This is a genomic window from Methylomonas rosea, assembly GCF_024505055.1.
GTDB classification, from domain to species: domain Bacteria; phylum Pseudomonadota; class Gammaproteobacteria; order Methylococcales; family Methylomonadaceae; genus Methylomonas; species Methylomonas rosea.
Genome location: NZ_JANIBL010000041.1, coordinates 26302 through 44582, shown reverse-complemented (window position 1 = coordinate 44582; position 18281 = coordinate 26302). Strand labels below are relative to the sequence as shown.

The 18281-nt window shown below is 50.3% G+C and carries 20 protein-coding genes; 8 read left to right on the top strand and 12 right to left on the bottom strand.

Annotation, left to right across the window (positions count from 1 at the left end; genetic code table 11):
- From NP589_RS13650 to NP589_RS13635, 4 genes are all read right to left on the bottom strand, one after another.
- Nucleotides 1–646, bottom strand: a 646-nt coding sequence (locus tag NP589_RS13650) for a radical SAM protein (RefSeq protein ID WP_371929672.1), incomplete at its 3' end; no start/stop codon positions are given.
- 119 nt (nt 647–765) lie between these two features.
- Nucleotides 766–1527: an ABC transporter permease gene (locus NP589_RS13645; RefSeq protein WP_256607494.1), complete on the bottom strand. Its 762-nt coding sequence runs from the start codon at nt 1525–1527 to the stop codon at nt 766–768.
- The gene (locus tag NP589_RS13640) at nt 1524–2501 is read right to left on the bottom strand and encodes an ABC transporter ATP-binding protein (protein ID WP_256607493.1); all 978 of its coding nucleotides are present in this window, start codon (nt 2499–2501) and stop codon (nt 1524–1526) included. The genes NP589_RS13645 and NP589_RS13640 overlap by 4 nt, the downstream gene beginning before the upstream one ends.
- A 382-nt stretch (nt 2502–2883) precedes the next feature.
- Nucleotides 2884–3291, bottom strand: a complete 408-nt coding sequence (locus NP589_RS13635) for a flagellar basal body-associated FliL family protein (protein WP_256607492.1) — start codon at nt 3289–3291, stop codon at nt 2884–2886.
- Nucleotides 3292–3353: 62 nt separating this feature from the next.
- On the opposite strand from NP589_RS13635, the gene nagZ reads away from it, so the two are divergent.
- The 3 genes from nagZ to NP589_RS13620 are packed head-to-tail and all read left to right on the top strand — an operon-like array spanning nt 3354 to nt 5645.
- Nucleotides 3354–4370: a beta-N-acetylhexosaminidase gene (gene nagZ / locus NP589_RS13630; RefSeq protein WP_256607491.1), complete on the top strand. Its 1017-nt coding sequence runs from the start codon at nt 3354–3356 to the stop codon at nt 4368–4370.
- Entirely contained in the window at nt 4363–4908 is a 546-nt protein-coding gene (locus NP589_RS13625) for a hypoxanthine-guanine phosphoribosyltransferase (RefSeq protein WP_256607496.1), read from the top strand. Before nagZ ends, NP589_RS13625 begins: the two co-directional genes overlap by 8 nt.
- Nucleotides 4905–5645 (top strand): S-methyl-5'-thioinosine phosphorylase, encoded by a 741-nt coding sequence (locus NP589_RS13620; protein WP_256607490.1) that lies wholly within the window; start codon nt 4905–4907, stop codon nt 5643–5645. The genes NP589_RS13625 and NP589_RS13620 overlap by 4 nt, the downstream gene beginning before the upstream one ends.
- Nucleotides 5646–5742: 97 nt before the next feature.
- Here the strand turns inward: NP589_RS13620 and NP589_RS13615 are convergent, their stop codons facing one another.
- Nucleotides 5743–5937, bottom strand: coding sequence for a hypothetical protein (locus NP589_RS13615; RefSeq protein WP_020482153.1), 195 nt, complete (start codon nt 5935–5937; stop codon nt 5743–5745).
- A gap of 122 nt (nt 5938–6059) precedes the next feature.
- Between NP589_RS13615 and NP589_RS13610 the strand changes: the two genes are divergently transcribed.
- Entirely contained in the window at nt 6060–6521 is a 462-nt protein-coding gene (locus NP589_RS13610; protein ID WP_256607489.1) for a thiosulfate oxidation carrier protein SoxY, read from the top strand.
- A 1-nt stretch (nt 6522) separates the two neighbouring features.
- On the top strand, nt 6523–6834 hold the full coding sequence (gene soxZ / locus NP589_RS13605; RefSeq protein WP_256607488.1) for a thiosulfate oxidation carrier complex protein SoxZ: 312 nt from the start codon (nt 6523–6525) through the stop codon (nt 6832–6834).
- Between the two features lie 8 nt (nt 6835–6842).
- Here soxZ and NP589_RS13600 read toward each other — a convergent pair whose 3' ends face one another.
- Genes NP589_RS13600 through NP589_RS13585 form a run of 4 tightly spaced genes read right to left on the bottom strand, consistent with a single transcriptional unit; the run spans nt 6843 to nt 10366 of the window.
- Nucleotides 6843–7802, bottom strand: a complete 960-nt coding sequence (locus tag NP589_RS13600) for a beta-ribofuranosylaminobenzene 5'-phosphate synthase family protein (protein ID WP_256607487.1) — start codon at nt 7800–7802, stop codon at nt 6843–6845.
- 34 nt (nt 7803–7836) lie between these two features.
- Nucleotides 7837–8514: an HAD family hydrolase gene (locus NP589_RS13595; protein WP_256607486.1), complete on the bottom strand. Its 678-nt coding sequence runs from the start codon at nt 8512–8514 to the stop codon at nt 7837–7839.
- A complete protein-coding gene (locus NP589_RS13590) occupies nt 8511–9437 on the bottom strand; it encodes a hypothetical protein (RefSeq protein ID WP_256607485.1) in 927 nt (308 codons plus the stop codon). Before NP589_RS13590 ends, NP589_RS13595 begins: the two co-directional genes overlap by 4 nt.
- Before the next feature lie 2 nt (nt 9438–9439).
- Entirely contained in the window at nt 9440–10366 is a 927-nt protein-coding gene (locus NP589_RS13585) for a GGDEF domain-containing response regulator (RefSeq protein ID WP_256607484.1), read from the bottom strand.
- Nucleotides 10367–10524: 158 nt separating this feature from the next.
- On the opposite strand from NP589_RS13585, the gene NP589_RS13580 reads away from it, so the two are divergent.
- On the top strand, nt 10525–12081 hold the full coding sequence (locus NP589_RS13580) for a Re/Si-specific NAD(P)(+) transhydrogenase subunit alpha (RefSeq protein ID WP_256607483.1): 1557 nt from the start codon (nt 10525–10527) through the stop codon (nt 12079–12081).
- 10 nt (nt 12082–12091) lie between these two features.
- Nucleotides 12092–13480, top strand: a complete 1389-nt coding sequence (gene pntB / locus NP589_RS13575) for a Re/Si-specific NAD(P)(+) transhydrogenase subunit beta (RefSeq protein ID WP_256607482.1) — start codon at nt 12092–12094, stop codon at nt 13478–13480.
- A gap of 910 nt (nt 13481–14390) precedes the next feature.
- Here the strand turns inward: pntB and NP589_RS13570 are convergent.
- The 3 genes from NP589_RS13570 to NP589_RS13560 form a co-directional block, all read right to left on the bottom strand.
- The gene (locus tag NP589_RS13570; protein ID WP_256607481.1) at nt 14391–14735 is read right to left on the bottom strand and encodes a hypothetical protein; all 345 of its coding nucleotides are present in this window, start codon (nt 14733–14735) and stop codon (nt 14391–14393) included.
- Between the two features lie 104 nt (nt 14736–14839).
- Nucleotides 14840–15355: a hypothetical protein gene (locus NP589_RS13565; protein ID WP_256607480.1), complete on the bottom strand. Its 516-nt coding sequence runs from the start codon at nt 15353–15355 to the stop codon at nt 14840–14842.
- A 76-nt stretch (nt 15356–15431) separates the two neighbouring features.
- A complete protein-coding gene (locus NP589_RS13560; RefSeq protein ID WP_256607479.1) occupies nt 15432–16778 on the bottom strand; it encodes a DUF723 domain-containing protein in 1347 nt (448 codons plus the stop codon).
- A gap of 571 nt (nt 16779–17349) precedes the next feature.
- On the opposite strand from NP589_RS13560, the gene NP589_RS13555 reads away from it, so the two are divergent.
- On the top strand, nt 17350–17832 hold the full coding sequence (locus NP589_RS13555; protein WP_256607478.1) for a hypothetical protein: 483 nt from the start codon (nt 17350–17352) through the stop codon (nt 17830–17832).
- The last annotated feature ends 449 nt before the right edge of the window (nt 17833–18281 follow it).

Below are 18281 nucleotides of genomic sequence, written 5' to 3'. Positions count from 1 at the left end.
CAGCCTCCAGGCGGCGTTGCGGCGCGGCGGCACGCGGCTCCAGGGTGCGCGCCAGCGTTCTATCCAGCGTGGTAATCGACAGATAAACTGACGCCAGACCTTGCCCGGCCATGTCCGCCAGAATATCGATGTCTCGCTCGATCAACGCCGACTTGGTGACGACGCTGACCGGATGGCGGGTCTCTAGCAGGACTTCTAAAATCTGCCGCATGATGCGCTGCTGTCGCTCCAGCGGTTGGTAAGGATCGGTGTTGGTCCCCAAGGCCAGGGGTGCGCAGCGATAACTGCGTTTCGCCAATTCCTCACGCAACAGGCGCGCGGCTTCGGGCTTAACCAGGATTTTGCTTTCAAAATCCAGCCCGGCGGAATAGCCCAAGTAAGCGTGCGTCGGTCTGGCGAAGCAGTAAATACAAGCATGCTCGCAGCCGCGATAGGGGTTTATAGACCGGTCAAACGGTATATCCGGCGAATCGTTATACGTGATCACCGATTTGCTGCTGTCGATGATCACGTCGGTCCGCAAGGGCGGCAGTTCTGCGTCCAAACAGCCCCAACCATCGTCCTCAGCTTGCCTGCTCTGCTTTTCAAAGCGGCCAGCCGCGTTGCTGATACTTGCTCGACCCTTGTAAATCAATGGCTTGGTCATAGCACAATCAACAAACAGGAGAAAATTCTGGAAAAGGGATTGTACCCATCACACGCCAATCTCCAGATCACTGCTCAGAAGTAAGCACCATGTTGCCCGCCGACCTTCGATTTTGCGCCTCAGCGTCTTATCTTGTATCCGCTCTTGAACACCCACCAGACAAAAGTCAGGCAAACCATCAGAAAGCCGAAAATCATGCCAATGCTCACCGCAACATCCACATCGGCTATCTCATAAAAGCTCCAGCGAAAGCCGCTGATCAAATAGACCACCGGATTAAACAAAGATATCTGCTGCCAGATAGGCGGCAACATGTTGATCGAATAGAACGCGCCGCCCAGAAAGGTCAGCGGAGTGACAATCAACATGGGTATAACCTGTAATTTCTGAAAACTATCGGCCCACAAGCCGATGATAAAACCAAACAGACTGAAGGTCACGGCGGTCAGCAACAAAAAGCCTATCATCCATATTGGATGGGCGATTTGGTAGGCTACAAAAAAACGTGCAGTGCCCAGAATCAGCATACCCAACATCACCGATTTAGTGGCCGCCGCCCCCACATAACCAATCAGCACTTCAATCCAGGATACGGGTGCCGATAGCAGCTCGTAAATCGTCCCGGCCCATTTGGGCATATAGATACCGAATGAGGCATTGGAGATACTCTCGTTTAGTAAACTCAACATCACCAAGCCGGGAATGATGTAAGCGCCGTAACCGATACTGTCGATGTCGCCCATCCGCGAACCGATGGCTTTGCCAAACACAATGAAATACAGCGAGGTGGTTAATACCGGAGCAGCGACACTTTCCATTAAGGTACGGAAGGTGCGAGCCATTTCAAAACGATAAATCGCGCGAATGCCGTAAAAATTCATGCCTGTGCCTCCATCGGCCTATGCACCAGGCTGACGAAAATATCTTCCAAGGAACTCTCGCTGGAACGCAAATCTTTAAACTCGATGCCGTGCTCGCCTAACGCACGCAACAACTCGGCAATGCCGGTTTCTTCCGTCTGCGTATCGAAGCTGTATACCAAGGCGTGACCGTGTTCGCACAGCGTTAGCGACCAATTGCTCAGCTCTGCCGGGATAATGCTCATGGGCTGTCGTAACCTGAGCGTAAGCTGCTTATTGCCGAGCTTGCGCATCAACACCTCTTTATCTTCCACCAGAATCAGCTCGCCCTTGCTGATGACACCAATACGGTCTGCCATCTGTTCGGCTTCCTCGATGTAGTGCGTAGTCAATATAATAGTAGTGCCCTGCTCTCGCAGTTCGCGGACCATCCGCCACATATCGTGGCGTAATTCCACATCCACGCCGGCACTCGGCTCATCGAGAAACAATATCGTCGGTTCATGCGACAGCGCCTTGGCGATCAACACCCGACGCTTCATGCCGCCGGACAACGCCATGATTTTCTCGTTACGCTTATCCCACAGCGATAAATCACGCAGGACTTTTTCCAGGTAAGTGGGGTTGGGCGGCTTACCGAACAGGCCTCGGCTAAATGTGACCGTGGCCCACACCGATTCGAACGCGTCGGTGTGCAGTTCCTGCGGCACCAGGCCAATAGCGGCCCGTGCCGCACGGTAGTCGCGGGCGATGTCGTGACCGTCGGCGATGATGCTGCCGGCACTAGCGTTAACGATGCCGCAGACAATGCTGATTAGCGTCGTTTTGCCGGCGCCGTTTGGTCCAAGCAATGCAAATATCTCGCCGCGCTGAATATCCAGGTTTATATTTTTTAGCGCTTGAAAACCGCCGGCATAGGTTTTACTAACCCCACGCACACTGATGATCGGTATGGAACTCTCGGCGGATAGGCTTGCTGTGGGCGATTTATTCATGGATGAAGTCAAGGTTACGAGGTGGCGCAGGGCACCAATCGTTTCACGGCTGGCGTTTGCAATCAAGCATGCAGCAATATTTGTTTGGCTATTCACTGACTGAAAACCATCTCCCGTGCCCGGTCAGTAACAAGGACTTTAACCTGGTCACCAAAGCGTCCTCATGGACGCACTCATTCCGGCGGATTGCCGGATTTCAGGCTTCATGGATGATTCAGAGCCTACCATTCGCGGAACAGGGTACTCGTTCTTGTGCTCTGTGGGTATCCGCGCGGCTAAAGCACTTAGCTGAAGATTCTTGCTGATCAGGAAGTTAAGGTGCAAAAAAAAGCTTGCATCGCTGCAAGCTTTTTTATTCAAGCCTATTGATTTATCACGATAGCTAATTGATCAAAAACTCCGAGAAGAAGACGTCGCGGAAACCATCGCTATTTTGAGCTTTGGTCAACAAATCCGTTATCAATTGTTTGGTTTTCAAGCGCAAAGCTTCACGCTGTTCCATGCTTTGCAAATCGGCGCTTTTCATGCCGCTCAGCATCATGATCATCTCATGACGTAAAACCGGCATATATTTTTTGATTTTTTCGACGTGTTCGGCGCCTTCCGCCAGTAGTTGCACATTCAGCATCAAATATTTTTTAGGCTCGGCCAGATTGACGGTGAACTTAGGTTTCATCTCCACATACTCAATAACCGGACCGGCGCTCTCGTCGGCTTTTTTTTCGCCGGAATTAGCCCAAGTCATCGTCGGTAACAGCATCAAACTGATCAACAAAATAAATGTTCGCACGGTTTCCTCATATAATGTGATGGTTGGACCAAAAGTATATTCCATTTTCACCATTTATCACCATGAAACCACAAGCTATCGGCCCGGTCATGATCGACATCGAGGCCCACAGCCTCAGCGCGCTGGACAAAGAAAAAATCGCTCACCCCAATACCGGCGCCTTAATCCTGTTCGCTAGAAATTACGACAACCCTCGGCAAGTCGCCGATTTGATCAAACAAATCCGCGCCGCGCGTAATGGCGACATTTTGATCGCGGTCGATCAGGAAGGCGGCCGCGTGCAACGCTTTCAAAACGGCTTTACCCGCTTACCGGCAGCAGCTTTTTACGCCGAACAATCCGAGCTGGCGGAAGCCGCCGGCTGGCTGATGGCCAGCGAACTGCTGGCGGTGGATGTGGACTTTAGTTTCGCGCCCGTGTTGGATGTGGATTGCGGCGTTAGCGAGATCATCGGCAACCGCTCGTTTTCCCAAGACGCGAAATTAGCCGGCGAACTGGCCGGCGCGTTTCGACAAGGCATGCGCAGCGCCGGCATGGCGGCCACCGGCAAACACTTTCCGGGTCATGGGGCGGTGGCGCTGGATTCGCATTTGACCTTGCCAGTCGACGAGCGCGACTTGGAAACGATCCGCCGGCAGGATTTAGTGCCGTTCAAGCAACTGATCGAACAAGGCCTGGAAGCCATCATGCCGGCTCATGTGGCTTATCCGCAGGTAGATCGCTACCCGGCAGGGTTTTCCAGCTTTTGGTTACAAACGATTTTGCGCGGCGAACTGGGTTTCGACGGTGCAATATTCAGCGACGATCTGAGCATGGAAGGCGCGGCCAGCATAGGCGACTTTACCGAACGCGCCGGCCTTGCCCAGCAAGCCGGCTGCGATATGCTGCTGGTTTGCAATAATTCGGCAGCCGCCGAACAAGTGCTGGATAAATTGCCTATCAGCCAAAACAGCAAACGCGAACAACGCTTGCAAGCCATGCGCGGTAAATGTCAGCTCGACAAGGACACCTTGGCGAAAAATGAAAAATGGCAAATAGTTTCCAAACAAATCTCGGAATTTTATGAATCCCATGCTTGAAGAAATCGGCATTGTTAAACAGCAAGCACTATTGCTGCATAGCGTCGAGGAAGTCGAGGCGGCTTTGGATAACATGGCCGCGGCGATCACCGAAAAACTACAAAACAGTAACCCCCTGGTGCTGTGCGTCATCAACGGCGGCATTATCGCTACCGGCAAATTGCTGCCGCGTCTGGACTTTCCCTTGAATCTGGATAGCGTCCACGCCAGCCGCTATCGCAACACCACTTCGGGCAGCGATATACATTGGCTATTCAAACCGACTACTCCGTTAGCTGGGCGCACGGTATTGGTGGTAGACGATATCCTCGACGAAGGTCATACGCTGCATGCCATTGTCGAATATTGCCGGGACCAAGGTGCTAGCGCCGTATACACGGCCGCACTGTTCGACAAGGACCTGCAAGTCACCAAACCTATCGAGCCAGACTTTATCGGCCTGACAGTCGCCAATCATTATCTGTTTGGCTACGGCATGGATTACAAGGGTTATCTTAGAAATGCGCCAGGCGTATTTGCCTGCAAGGAAGTATTATGACATTGGCGATCATAGGCGGCACCGGCCTCACCCAAATCGAATACTTAACAATCGCCGGTGAAGAACGTGTAAGCACACCTTTCGGCGAACCGTCCGCGCCTTATTTACTTGGCGAGCTAAATGGGAAGAAACTAGTGTTCCTGGCCAGACACGGCAATCCACATCGTATTCCGCCGCACAAAATCAACTACCGGGCCAATATCTGGGGTTTAAAACAGCTAGGCGTTACCGAGATTATCGGCGTTGCCGCCGTCGGTGGCATAGGCGCGGAGATGGCGCCGGCCGTTATTGCGATTCCCGATCAATTGATAGACTACAGCTATGGCCGGGAGCATACGTTTTTTGCCGACGATCTGGAGCATGTCACACATATCGACTTCACCGAGCCTTATACACCCTCGCTACGTACGCGCATTATGCAAGCCGCGCAACAGGCAAACATATCGATAAGCACCTCAGGCACCTACGGCTGCACCCAAGGACCGAGACTGGAAACAGTTGCCGAAATCAAACGCATGGCTAACGATGGTTGCGACTTGGTTGGTATGACCGGCATGCCGGAAGCCGCGCTAGCGCGGGAACTGGGTTTGGCTTATGCAAACATCTCGGTGGTAGCCAATTGGGCGGCCGGTGTGGTCGAGGGTGAAATCACCATGGCCGAAATCGAGAAAAACTTGGAAGTTGGCATGACCAATGCTATCGCCTTGCTGAAAGCAACAGTATTGTTTAACGACTAGCAGAAACAGAAACGGATTTTGACGGGGCCCGGATGCCCCACCAAAATCCGCGAATTTGGGAAACGCAGATCACATTTCCCGAAACGCTGAAAAGAGCTTATCTTTTCGCGCCACCGCTGTGAAGTACATCATTGCGGTAAGCTGAGTTGGCGGAGTCTTCGGCGATATTTTTTGCTGCGGTAGCATATTTGTCATGCTCGGCATTTTTTACCATCAGTACAGCGCCAGCCGCCAAGACGACAGCAATGACGATATAGAGCCAGAAATTATCTTTTTCTTGTACTTCACTCATTTTGTACCTTCCTTTTGTTGTTTGTGATGGTGGTGCTGAAAAAATTTCAACGGGGCAAAAGATAACAAGTGGAGGCTTAATTTTTTTGATATACATCAAACTTTTTATGGTTATTAAATTTCATGCCTAGCACCCGCCGTCTATTTCTAAAGCACTCCGGTATTTTGCTGGCCGGGGCTTGGCTGACAGGCAAATCCGCAAGCGCAGTTGCCGAGCGGTTGGCAAAGCATTTTGCCGCCGAGGACTTTGGCACCCTCTACGCGCAATTTATCGATCAGCGAACGGTGATTGATAGCGATAAACTCAATTTGATTCTGCCCGAGATTGCCGAAGATGGCGCGGTGGTGCCGGTGAGCATTGCTAGTGAGTTGGACGGCATCGAGAAACTGTATCTATTCGCCGATAAAAACCCTACGCCGCTGCTGGCGGAATTCGAACTCACGCCACTAATAGCAACCTTCCTCACCGCGCGGATTAAATTAGCCGAATCTTGCAGCGTGATTTTGCTTGCGGAACATAACGGAGAGCTACTGCGCACCAGCCGTTGGGTCAATGTAATGCGCGGCGGCTGCGGTACAGGTTGATATGGCTAACACTGTAAAAATCAGAAGCCAACGGCGCGACGGCTACGTAGAAGTTAAATTGCTGATCTCGCATCCGATGGAAAACGGCCGCAATCGGGATGCCAACGGTGAGTTGATTCCGGCGCATTTTATCGAGCAGTTGCTGGTTAAACTAAACGACCAACTGATTCTAACCGTCAACTTGGCCGGCAGTATCTCCAAAAATCCGTTTTTTACGTTTAGATTAAGAGCCGGCAATAGCGGCGATAGGCTTAGCGCAGAATGGACTGACAATAGACAAAGCAAAGATAGCGCCGAGCATGTGCTTGACTGAAACAAACGCTAACTGACAATAATTTCGGCTGTCTGATTTCGAGCGCTGGCCAGCATAAAACTTAACGGTGATGCGGCGAATTGCGCTTCCAACCGAGCCAGTAGCTCCGCCGCGCCTTGCGGATCGGCAACCGCACAAAATCCTGTCGGCCCCCACGAAGTCTGACCTATCGCCACCGCACCTTGCGCGGCCAGACTCGCCATCGCTGCCGCAACATCCGGGCTGGTAAATACCCCACCCTGTACCGGCGCGAAATGCTCACCCACCGCTTGTTGCAACGAAGTAATCACTTCACCGAATTTATCAAGATCGCCTTCAGCCAGAGCCGGCAAACCCTGCATCAACAGCAAGTAACACAAGCGTTCGGCCTGTGCTTGCGGAAACGGTGGCAACTGCTGAAAAGCACTTACTTCCTGTTCGCCGTGCAAACCTTGGCCGCGCTGATCGAACACCAAAATAAACCGCCAGTCTTCAGGCACAGCCATTTGCGCGATCATCGGCGGGGTTTTGGTATCAGGCCCTCGGCCACCGTCCACCACCAAGCCGCCTTTCTCAAAGATGCCGATACCAATACCGGAACGCGCGCCGCGATCGGAGAGCTGCGCTATTTCCCGCACCGACAGCCCCAATCCGTAAAAGGCATTTAACGCGGCACCGACAGCCAAAGCCATTTGCGTGCCGGACCCTAACCCAATATGTTCGGGGATGGCATTATCGATAGTGATCTTGAGTGCATCGGAAACGCCCAGCAGCTGACAAAATTGCCGGGTACATTTCAGGGCACGAGCAGCTGACGGGCCGCTAACTTGCAGGCTTTCCGCTGCGGTTATGGTAAGCCTGGTATTGATCTCGTTCAGCGCCAAACCAATACTGCCGAAATGCCGCCCCAACGCCCCGCTTAAATCGATAAAGCCCATATGCAAGCGAGCCGGCGCTATCACCGTGACTGTTTGGTACCGCGCTTTCACCACCTGGATTCCGTCAAATAGTAAGGAGCGGGCATTATAGCGGATGAAATTGGCGGGCCGAGATAAAATCGGCCACTTGGTGCAGATCGTCCATTAGAAAATCGGCGTGTTCGGCGGCCCATGCGTCAGTTGGCCGTAACGACGGCACGAAGACGCAAGGCGCTCCGGCGGCCAGAGCGGCGCGGACGCCTGTTGGCGAGTCTTCCAGCACCAAACAGTCTTCGACCTGCTGTGCCAATTCTGCGGAAGCGCGCAAAAAAATATCCGGGGCGGGCTTGGCGGCGCGCACCGTATCGCCGGCAACAATACAGGAAAAAATATCCGTCAATCCGGCCCAGGCCAGGCACTGTTGCGCTGCCGCGAGTGGGCTATTCGTTGCCAGACAGAACGGCAAACCGTGCAGAGCTAATACGTCCAACACGGCAAAAAAACCGGGTTTTACGGCGATACCGTATTGCTGCACATGCGCGAGCCAATAAATGCTACTTAATTGCTGAAACTTTTCCAGATTGAAATCAAGCCCGCAGTGCATTTGCAAACGCTGAGTAACCGTCTTTCCGGAACAACCGGACAAGCCATCCCAAAATTCGGCCGGCATCGTAAAACCAAGCTCATCGGCTGCAGCCTGCCAAGCTTGCACATAGGTAGGCTCACTATCCAAAACCAGACCGTCCATATCAAAGATAACCGCCCGCCAACGCCGACCTTTCAACGGATTACCTTGATAAATTCGCCTATGGCTTCCCGGTTCGAGCCTACCACTATGCGCTGGACACCGTCTCGATCGACTTCTAACTGCCCGGCCACGCGAATCCGTTCCCCGGTTTGTGCTTGACCGTTATAAGTCGCGGTAAAACACACCACGCTATCGACTTGCGGATGCTTAATAACAAACCGAGCGGGATAATCGAAACTGAATTGGTCATCGCACACTTCGGCGTCGATACTGATAAAGCCCAGTTTACGGTAGCTGCGATCCTGTGTGTACGGGTCGGCAACCGCCAGAGACAAATCGAATTTGCGCCCATTGATCATGGCTTTGTTGTACTTGCGCAGTTCGTGCCAGACATATTCGTCAAAGGCAAAATCACAGGCTCGCCGCTTATAAGCCTCCAACCAATCATCGTCGTTTAAGGCCTGACAGCGATCTTCAGCGATCAAAGCCTGAACGATATTGCGCGCACGATGAAACTCGCCACGCTCGTAGCAAACCAAATCAATATCGGAACTGTGTTTTTGCATACCCACCAGTAGCGAACCGGTCACGCCGAATTGGCTAAGCGCCAAGCCATTGTCCCGCAACAAGCCGCACAGTTTATGCAAATCGGCTAATACCGGGTCTCCGGGTTCGTCAGCCAATAAGCGTTGCAAGACTTGTCGAGGTTGGTAATGCCGGACAATCGCCGTAACCGGCACGGCATGTAAATTCGCATCGAGCAGCGCCGAGTAATGCAGATACTGCGGGCAATACTGCTCAAGATAGCGATTAGCCAGCTCGGTATCGACCTTGCGCCAGACACCCTCCAGACAGAGGTAGCGCAGAAAACATAAAACCTTCCCGTTTTCCTGGCCCTGGACAACTACCGCGAAAATCAATCCTTCCGCAGTTTCTATAAAATCTTTGGCTCGATACACGGTTAAGTTATTTCCACCCGGTTCCGGCCATTATGTTTGGCCTTGTACAAAGCAGCATCGGCCGCTTCGAGCATCTCCTGTTCGGTTTTGTACTGGCCAACATAGGTGGCAACGCCCAAACTCAGGCTAACGCGCCGCGCTTCCGCGTCCCCAACGGTAATATTAGTTTCGAAAACCTGCCGGCGAATGGTTTCGGCTAACGCCCGAGCATCCTGTAAAGGGGTATCGGGCAAGATCGCTACAAACTCCTCGCCACCATAGCGGCAAACTAGATCGCTATCGCGTTCCAACTGTTCCCTCATGACTTTGGCCACCTCAATCAAACAAATGTCGCCTTGCGGATGACCTAAGGAATCGTTGTAGTTTTTGAAGAAATCGATATCGCAAATGATCAATGACAAGGGCGATTTATTGCGGCGGGACAGCGCAAACTGCATGGCAAGATTGCTGTCGAAATGGCGGCGATTGCCCAGGCCGGTTAATTGATCGCGCAATGACAAACGCTCCAATGCCGAATTGGCGGCCTGCAATTCCAGTTGGGTTGTTTGCAGCTTTTGCCGCATGACATAAATCCGTTCCATCGCGATCACTGTCAGCCGCAAACGGGTAGGATTCAGCGGTTTAGGCAGATAGGCATCGCCGCCCGCCAAAATACCGTTGACGAACGATTTGTCGTCATCGTGCATGGTTAAAAAAATAATCGGAAACCAATCGGCTTTCTTTAACTCGCGGATCGCTTTGGTGGCTTCGAAACCGCTTAGAAACGGCATTTCCACATCCATCAGAATCAAGTCCACATCATGGTCGGCAATATACTGGAGCGATTCGGCGCCATTCTCGGCATAAGCCAATTCGTGCCCCATTTCCTTTAGACATTCCGTGACCAGTTGCCTGATCATTTTGCTATCATCGACCACCAATATTTTCATTGTTCTTCTAGTTGGCTTGAGCAGACCCTTGGATTTTAGCGTAATTCGCCACGCCCACAGAAAACAATTGATAAAACCGGTTCAATCCCCTATCCTCGCCCGCTGGCTTTTCGGCCTAACAACCATCCGTTCTTTCCCTCCAAACCTTAGGAGAAATCATGAAAATCGGTGTTCCCAAAGAAGTTCACGACGGCGAAAAGCGCGTCGCTACCACGCCAGACGCCGCGGAAAAAATCATCAAACTGGGTTTTGAAGTACTGGTGGAAAGCGGTGCCGGCGACAATGCCAATATTTCCGATGACGCTTATCGCGCGGCAGGCGTGCAAGTCGTCGGATCGGCTCAGGAATTATGGCAAAACAGCGACATCGTCATGAAAGTCCGGGCCCCCGAGTTTCATCCGCAATTGGCTATCGACGAAGCCGATTTGCTGCGCGAAGGCCAGCAATTGATCAGCTTTATCTGGCCGGCGCAAAACGAAGCGCTGATGCAAAAGCTCGCTGCCAAAAAAGTCACGGTGCTGGCGATGGACAGCGTGCCGCGTATGTCCCGCGCGCAAAAAATGGACGCCCTCAGTTCCATGGCCAATATCGCAGGCTACCGCGCCATCGTCGAAGCCGCCCAGCATTTTGGCCGTTTCTTCACCGGTCAGATCACTGCTGCCGGTAAAATCCCGCCCGCCAAAGTGTTGGTGATCGGCGCCGGCGTCGCCGGTCTGGCTGCCATAGGCGCCGCGAAAGGCATGGGCGCTATCGTCCGCGCTTTCGATACGCGGCCGGAAGTGAAAGAACAGATCGAAAGTATGGACGCCGAGTTTCTGATGCTGGATTTTCAGGAAGACGGCTCGGGCACAGGCGGCTACGCCAAAACCATGTCCAAGGAATTTATCGAAGCCGAGATGGCCTTGTTTGCCCAGCAAGCCAAGGAAGTGGACATCATCGTCACCACCGCCTTGATCCCCGGCAAACCCGCCCCCGAGCTGATTACCGCCGAGATGGTAGCCTCGATGAAACCCGGCAGCGTGATAGTGGATTTGGCCGCAGAACAAGGCGGTAACTGCGCCTTGACCGAGAAAAATCAGGTCGTGGTGAAACACGATGTGACTATCATCGGTTACACCAACTTGCCCAGCCGCTTGGCCAATCAATCCAGCCAGCTTTACGCCACCAACCTGCGGCATCTGCTGACCGATCTCACACCCGGCAAAGACGGGAACACCGTCATCAATATGGAAGACGAAGTGATTCGCGGCGCCACCGTGATCAAGGAAGGCAACATTACCTGGCCGCCACCACCACCCAAATTGTCCGCCGCACCCAAACAAGCTGCTGCGACTGAAACAGCTGCTGCGGCCGAAACCAAATCGCTGCTGCCGGAGCCGGTCAAGCAATGGCTGCCGATCTTGCTGGCAGGCTTGGCTTTATTCGGCGTTGGTGCCGTTGCACCCACCTCGTTTTTGTCGCACTTCACCGTATTCGTGCTGGCCTGCTTCGTCGGTTATCAGGTGATCTGGAATGTGTCGCCGTCCTTGCATACCCCATTGATGAGCGTCACCAACGCCATCAGCGGCATTATCGTCATCGGTGCGCTGGTGCAGGTTTCGGCACCCAGTGCCGTTGTCAGCATTTTGTCCGCGCTGGCCATCCTGATCGCATCCATCAACATTGCCGGCGGCTTTTTGGTTACGCGCCGCATGCTCGAAATGTTCAGAAAATAAGGAGAGCTACATGTCAAACGGTCTAGTTACAATGGCGTACATTGCAGCCTCGATTCTATTCATTCTCAGCCTCAGCGGCCTGAGCAAGCAAGACACATCACGGCGCGGCAACTACTTTGGGATGACAGGCATGGCGATTGCCATTGTCGCCACGGTATTCGGCGGCAGCGTCACCGCCTATACGATGCTGACTATTGCCCTGTTGATCGGCGGCTTTATCGGCACCAAAGCCGCAGCCAAAGTGGAAATGACGCAAATGCCGGAGCTGGTGGCTTTAATGCACAGCTTGGTCGGTATGGCGGCGGTGCTGGTGGGATATGCCAACTTTATGGACCATTCCACCAGTCTGGAAGGCGCGGAAAAAACCATCCACGAACTGGAAATCTACATCGGCATTTTCATCGGTGGGGTGACTTTTTCCGGTTCGGTGATCGCGTTCGGCAAACTGTGCGGACGAATTAGCGGCAAACCAATGTTATTGCCGGCGCGGCATTGGCTGAATCTGGCGATGTTCGTTGTGACTTTCATTTTGGGCGGCAGCTTTTTGGACGGCGCCGAAACCGGCGGCGGTTCGATTCCGCTGTTGATCATGACAGTTATTGCCTTGGCTTTTGGCGTGCATATGGTGATGGCCATCGGCGGTGCCGATATGCCGGTGGTGGTATCGATGTTGAACAGCTATTCGGGTTGGGCCGCTGCGGCCACCGGCTTCATGCTCAGCAACGATTTACTGATTGTTACCGGCGCTTTGGTAGGCTCCAGCGGCGCGATTTTGAGTTACATCATGTGCCGGGCCATGAATCGACACTTTCTTAGCGTCATTGCCGGCGGTTTTGGTAGTGCGGGCGGTGAAGCGGCGGAAGTAGTCGGCGACGTACAACCTATCGAAGTCGAAGAAACCGCGCAATTACTGCGCGACGCCAAAGAGATCGTGATCATCCCCGGCTACGGCATGGCGGTGGCGCAAGCTCAACACACAGTCAACGAAATCACCAAATACCTGACCAGCCACGGCAAAAAAGTCCGCTTTGCTATTCATCCGGTCGCCGGGCGGATGCCGGGCCATATGAACGTCTTGCTGGCGGAAGCGAAAGTGCCGTATGACATCGTCTTTGAAATGGACGAAATCAATGAAGATTTCCCACACGTCGATGTCTCCATCGTCATCGGCGCCAACGACATCGTCAACCCGTCGGCTTTGGACGACCCCAACAGTCCGATAGCCGGCATGCCGGTGCTTGAATGTTGGAAAGGCGCCACCACCATCGTCCTGAAACGTTCTATGGCCTCCGGTTACGCCGGCGTCGGCAACCCGCTGTTCGTGCATGAAAACACCCGCATGCTGTTCGGCGATGCCAACGACAAGTTACAGGGTTTGTTGAAAGCCTTGCAGGGCTAAATCTGAGGTAACTTATCGACCCGTAATTGCCAACCTTAGTTGTTGGCAATTACGTCAAACAAGATGGCGGGCTTTATTTTTAAATATTGGGAGGATTAATCAGCCTTCCCGGAATGCTTTCCATTGCCGCAACATGAATTGACCAAGGTTCGGCACGGGAGTTAATACTCTCTCCCGCTCATGGGACATGCAAACTGCCATGACTCGATAGACCAAAGCCATCTGACGATTTTGACGGGCAAATTCCGACCCGAAGTTGCCAATATGAATTAATTTGCAATGACAAGAAAGGGTAAATAAGCTGTCCTTCAAAATGTAGATGCGATTAGCTTGCGTAATCGCACATTTTGAAGCCAACATTCCTCCGATTACGCTATCGCTAATCGGAGCTACGCGGGCTGACGATTTTGACGGGCAAATTCCGACCCCAAGGCGACATTCGAAGCTTTGCGCTTAATGTCGGCAGGGATTCAAGGAGCAGCCATTCAACGTAAAGCCAAGCCGACCAATAAGGCACTATGGAAGCGGGCCGGCATGGAAAGCGTACTGTTCAGTATGCACGCGCCTTTAAGCATAGCAGAATGGAATGCAATATCTTGCCGTTGCCGAGCTTAGAGATTATATGTGCTATATCAGCGATAAAGTAAACCTCATCTTCTCCAGGAGGATCGTGCCACGCCTCGTGGGAAAGACCCCCATGATGAAATTTATCTCCAACTGACATGGCACCAAAGGGTGAATTTGACTCCAATTGACACACAGGGTCGTTTCTCGTTGACCCTATGCGGATTTCTAATAGGTATGTGATCGATGCCGTGTTTGTCATTCTATTCTCGTCTTGTATGTTCAACCTGAAGCTAATGGATGCCGCGCGACTTTGCCGCGTACCGTCGTAGTTGATCGCTGGTCTTTATGGTTGCCAGCCTCCAATCTCAGACCAGCCGTATTCAAGAAGAGCCAAACTTGCATCCCCTTTCCCAGCAGCAAGTAAGCGCTTACGAACTGAACCAACAGAAGTTTGCATACCCTTAAATCCAGCGAGACTCAATATCTCGCTTCCAATCTCGCGTACACGTCTGTATTGTGGGTAGCACTCTATTTCTGGCCAATCGTTTTCATTACCCCAAGCGTTCGCCTCGATCACCAGCGTGGTAAGTTCGGTGATGAGCGAATTGACATGCTCAAGCGCTGCCATGAACTTGCCGTGTCCAACTTGGGGAACGACTTCGTCGTATAGCTGTTCCAGTGTTTTCATGTATCGTTTTCCTTTTTAGCAAATGTCTTGATACACAATGATTAAGGTAACTTGACGTCAAAAGTGGAGCTTTTGGCGGTCAAATTGACCCGCTAGTTATAAAATTACTTAATGCCAAGATAAATTAGCATTAATGTCAAAAATCCAGCAAAAATACGAACCACCCAAGGATGTCTTAAAATTTCGGAAAACTTCGATAATGAAGTTCCTTCTCCTGGTGCTTCTCTTATAAATTTATGGGTAACGTCAACGCCACAATCTTGAATTTCATAGTCATTATAACCAACAACAGTATCAAAACTTGTGCCCACATTTTCTGAATTCAGGGCATTAGATTCTTCAATAATGTCTTTAAATAAATCGTCAGCTTTCTTGATAAGTTCTACATGTGCTACAGATAGCTCCCGTTTTAACTCTTGCTCATGCTTTTGGAGAGTTGAAACTATTTTTATATTTACAAGCTCTGAAGCAGCCAAAATACTCCCGCAATAGAAAAATGATTTATTTAGCTTATAAGGTTTAATAAATTTATTTTTTAAATCTCTTTCTGACAAATCTTTGAAAACACATAAGGGTTTTTTGTTGTTCTTAGATTTTACGACCACATGAAAATAAGGCATTACTATCTGGTATTAATAAGGTTTAGCTCAATCGACGAAAACCCCATAGCGATTTTTCATCAGGGGAAGTGCATGGTTAGATTTTGTACTCAAATGGTGTGAATAATATTTTACCTTCTTGTTTTCTTATGGAAACAATTTCTGATAGCACCTTGATTCGCAGCATTGTTAATTTTGAAATTGGTAGCGTCTCAGTGAAACCATCTGGCATTTTATGCCTCTCCACAAGACCACAATGACTTTTAAATATTTTCTTTATTCTTAATTCTACTCTTAACGCATGTGAACCATCAATAAATTTATAGGCATATTTAAGCTTATGCTTAAAAATTGATTTTACTTCTTGATTATTCATTCTTATAGAAGGGTCATTGTTAGTTATTCCGAATTTAATATACTTATCATCAAGTAGCTGAATATAAAAAAAGCCAGGTTTACATTTGTCATACCCTGAACCCGCGCAGCTTGGACATCCTCTTCCTTCCAAATGATGCCCCGCCCTTTGCATGAATTCGCCATGTTTGTAGCATATTATGGTTACAGAGCTAATTGTGTTCTTATAAACTGCTTTGCTGTAGTCGTATGTATTGCCATGTACTGTTCTAGCGCGTTCTATCCATTCGTCTGTAGATGGAATCCTTGCCCCACAAGTTGGACAGCCTTTTCCCATCATATGATCAATTGCCTTCTGAATAAACTCTCCATGTTTTGGACATGATATTGTAACTTTATCACTCATCTTAACGAATGTTACTGCCTCATATGAGTAATTATTATTATGCTTCCTTTTACATAATTGGATCCATTCATCTAAAGTTCTATTTCGACCTATGCATTTAGGGCAACCAGAACCTACAAGGTGACTATCAGGAGTTTGATAAAATTCTCCATGTTCTTTACAAATTATAGTTACTACTTTATCGCTTCTAGAATATTTAACCTTTGAATAGTCGTACTTTTCTCCATGAGTCGATTTTGCTTTTTGTATGAACTCTTCTCCTGCTTTAGCTGCTAACTTTTCACCATATTCTTTGTGTTTCTTAATTCCACAAGTTGGACATCCTTGTCCAATTCTATGCTTATCCGGTACTTGTCTAAATTCGCCGTGAGCTTCACATATTATTGTTACTGGTGTTTTAGCATTAATGTAATTTGTTTTTGAATAGTTGTATGTGTCGCCATGAATCCTTTTAACAATTGCTATCCATTCATCCGTTGTTAATTGCTTACTTCCACCACATATTGGACACCCCCTCCCATATAAATGTTTATTAGGAGTTTGAAAGAAATCACCATGTTCATGACATGTAATTATGACCTTTTCATTGGTTCCGACATATCTAGTCTTTCCATAGTCATATAGGTAGCCATGTATTTTAATTGCTTTTAAAATAAATTCTTCTGTCGTCAGTCTTTTTTTCATTTATGTTATTGAGAGCAATGCCTATTAAGCCTAACAAGTTATTTAGCTGTTAACTGCATATCTACCACGAAACTTGTGTCGCCACAATAAGTTAGTGAGCGAGTAGTAGGTCGTAGGATCAAAAGCGAATAACTGTAACGTCTTGCAACCAAGCGTATACATCTAGCATGGAAGGCAGTTACCCATTCAATTGCCGCCACTTAAAACCGTACGCAGCAGTCCGCTTTTGGCCGAACTCGAACCTTTGAATTGGATAGCCATCAGCCCAACCAAACGGCTCGTCGGCATTACGATCAAATTTAAATCCCTTAACAAATCAACCCCTCTTATTATTCGGGTTTGGATAGGTTTGAATCCTTGCCGATTTTCCACTACACTCAGCCGGCAACCGATAGGCGAATCATGTTAGACGTTTATTTAACATGTTTTTCTGCTCGGTTGTTTAAATAGGCTGTTTAAGCATGCAGCGACTGCTATCTCTCTACCCTCCCTTTAATTTAGCGGGATTCGATCCGTTCGATGCAGGCATCGACATGCATCCCGGTATCAATTTTTTTGACAAGGAGCGATTATGAACAACGATTTAGTCAAGGGCGAACTCTCCGCCGACCAGCAGAATGCGGTGCTGGGATTGATCAATCAAATTCAAAACCTGTTACCGTTTTTGATCGATTTAAACGCCGACGAGCGCCGGGCCTTGCCCAAGCTGGGCGACAAGAGCCGAGCGTTTGTGGACCAAGGCTTGGTATTGGCCGTGCAAAATCCCGGCATTTTGCCGCGCAGTTTCGATTTGGACGAATATCAGCGCGACGTGACCTTAGTCCGGCAGTTGGAACCGCTGGTGTTGGCCTTGGGCCAGCTGCAAGGCCGGCTGGAGGATACGTTTTTGGCGGCGGGCAGCGATGCTTACAGCCAGACTTTGCTGGTGTATCAAGCGGCGAAACTGGCCGGCAAGAACGGCGCGCTGGAACAGCACCTGGACGGTTTGAGTCGCCGCTTCGCCAGAAAATCGACCAGCTCGACCACCGCGGCAAATACCCCATCCGCGCATTAATCCCCCTCCCCCGTTCGACTTATTTTCTCGGCCGTTGGAGTTATTTTCTCCAACGGCCAAGCTTTTTTCTCGATCATTGGACAAAATAACTCCAACGTTTTAGCTCGGAGCTTGAACGATGCAGCTTCGGCGGAGAATGGTTGAGAAAATAACTCGGCCGTTCCGGGTCAGAGCTCGATCAATTGAGAAAACTTCTCGGCCAATTGAGCTCGGAGCTCGGTCGTTCGAGAAAATTTCTCGGTCATCCGAGCTCCGAGCTTGATCGATGTAGAAAATAACTCGAACGTTGCTGATTGGAAACGTAATCACGGACTCTCCCGCCGGAACCATTCCCAAAAACACAACAGCTGTTCCCCGTTTGTCTGGGGGAATAGGCATAACGGCAAATTCGCTGAAGAGAAACCACATAGTCAGATCGAATTATCCTGATTACCGCGACCGTTTATCAT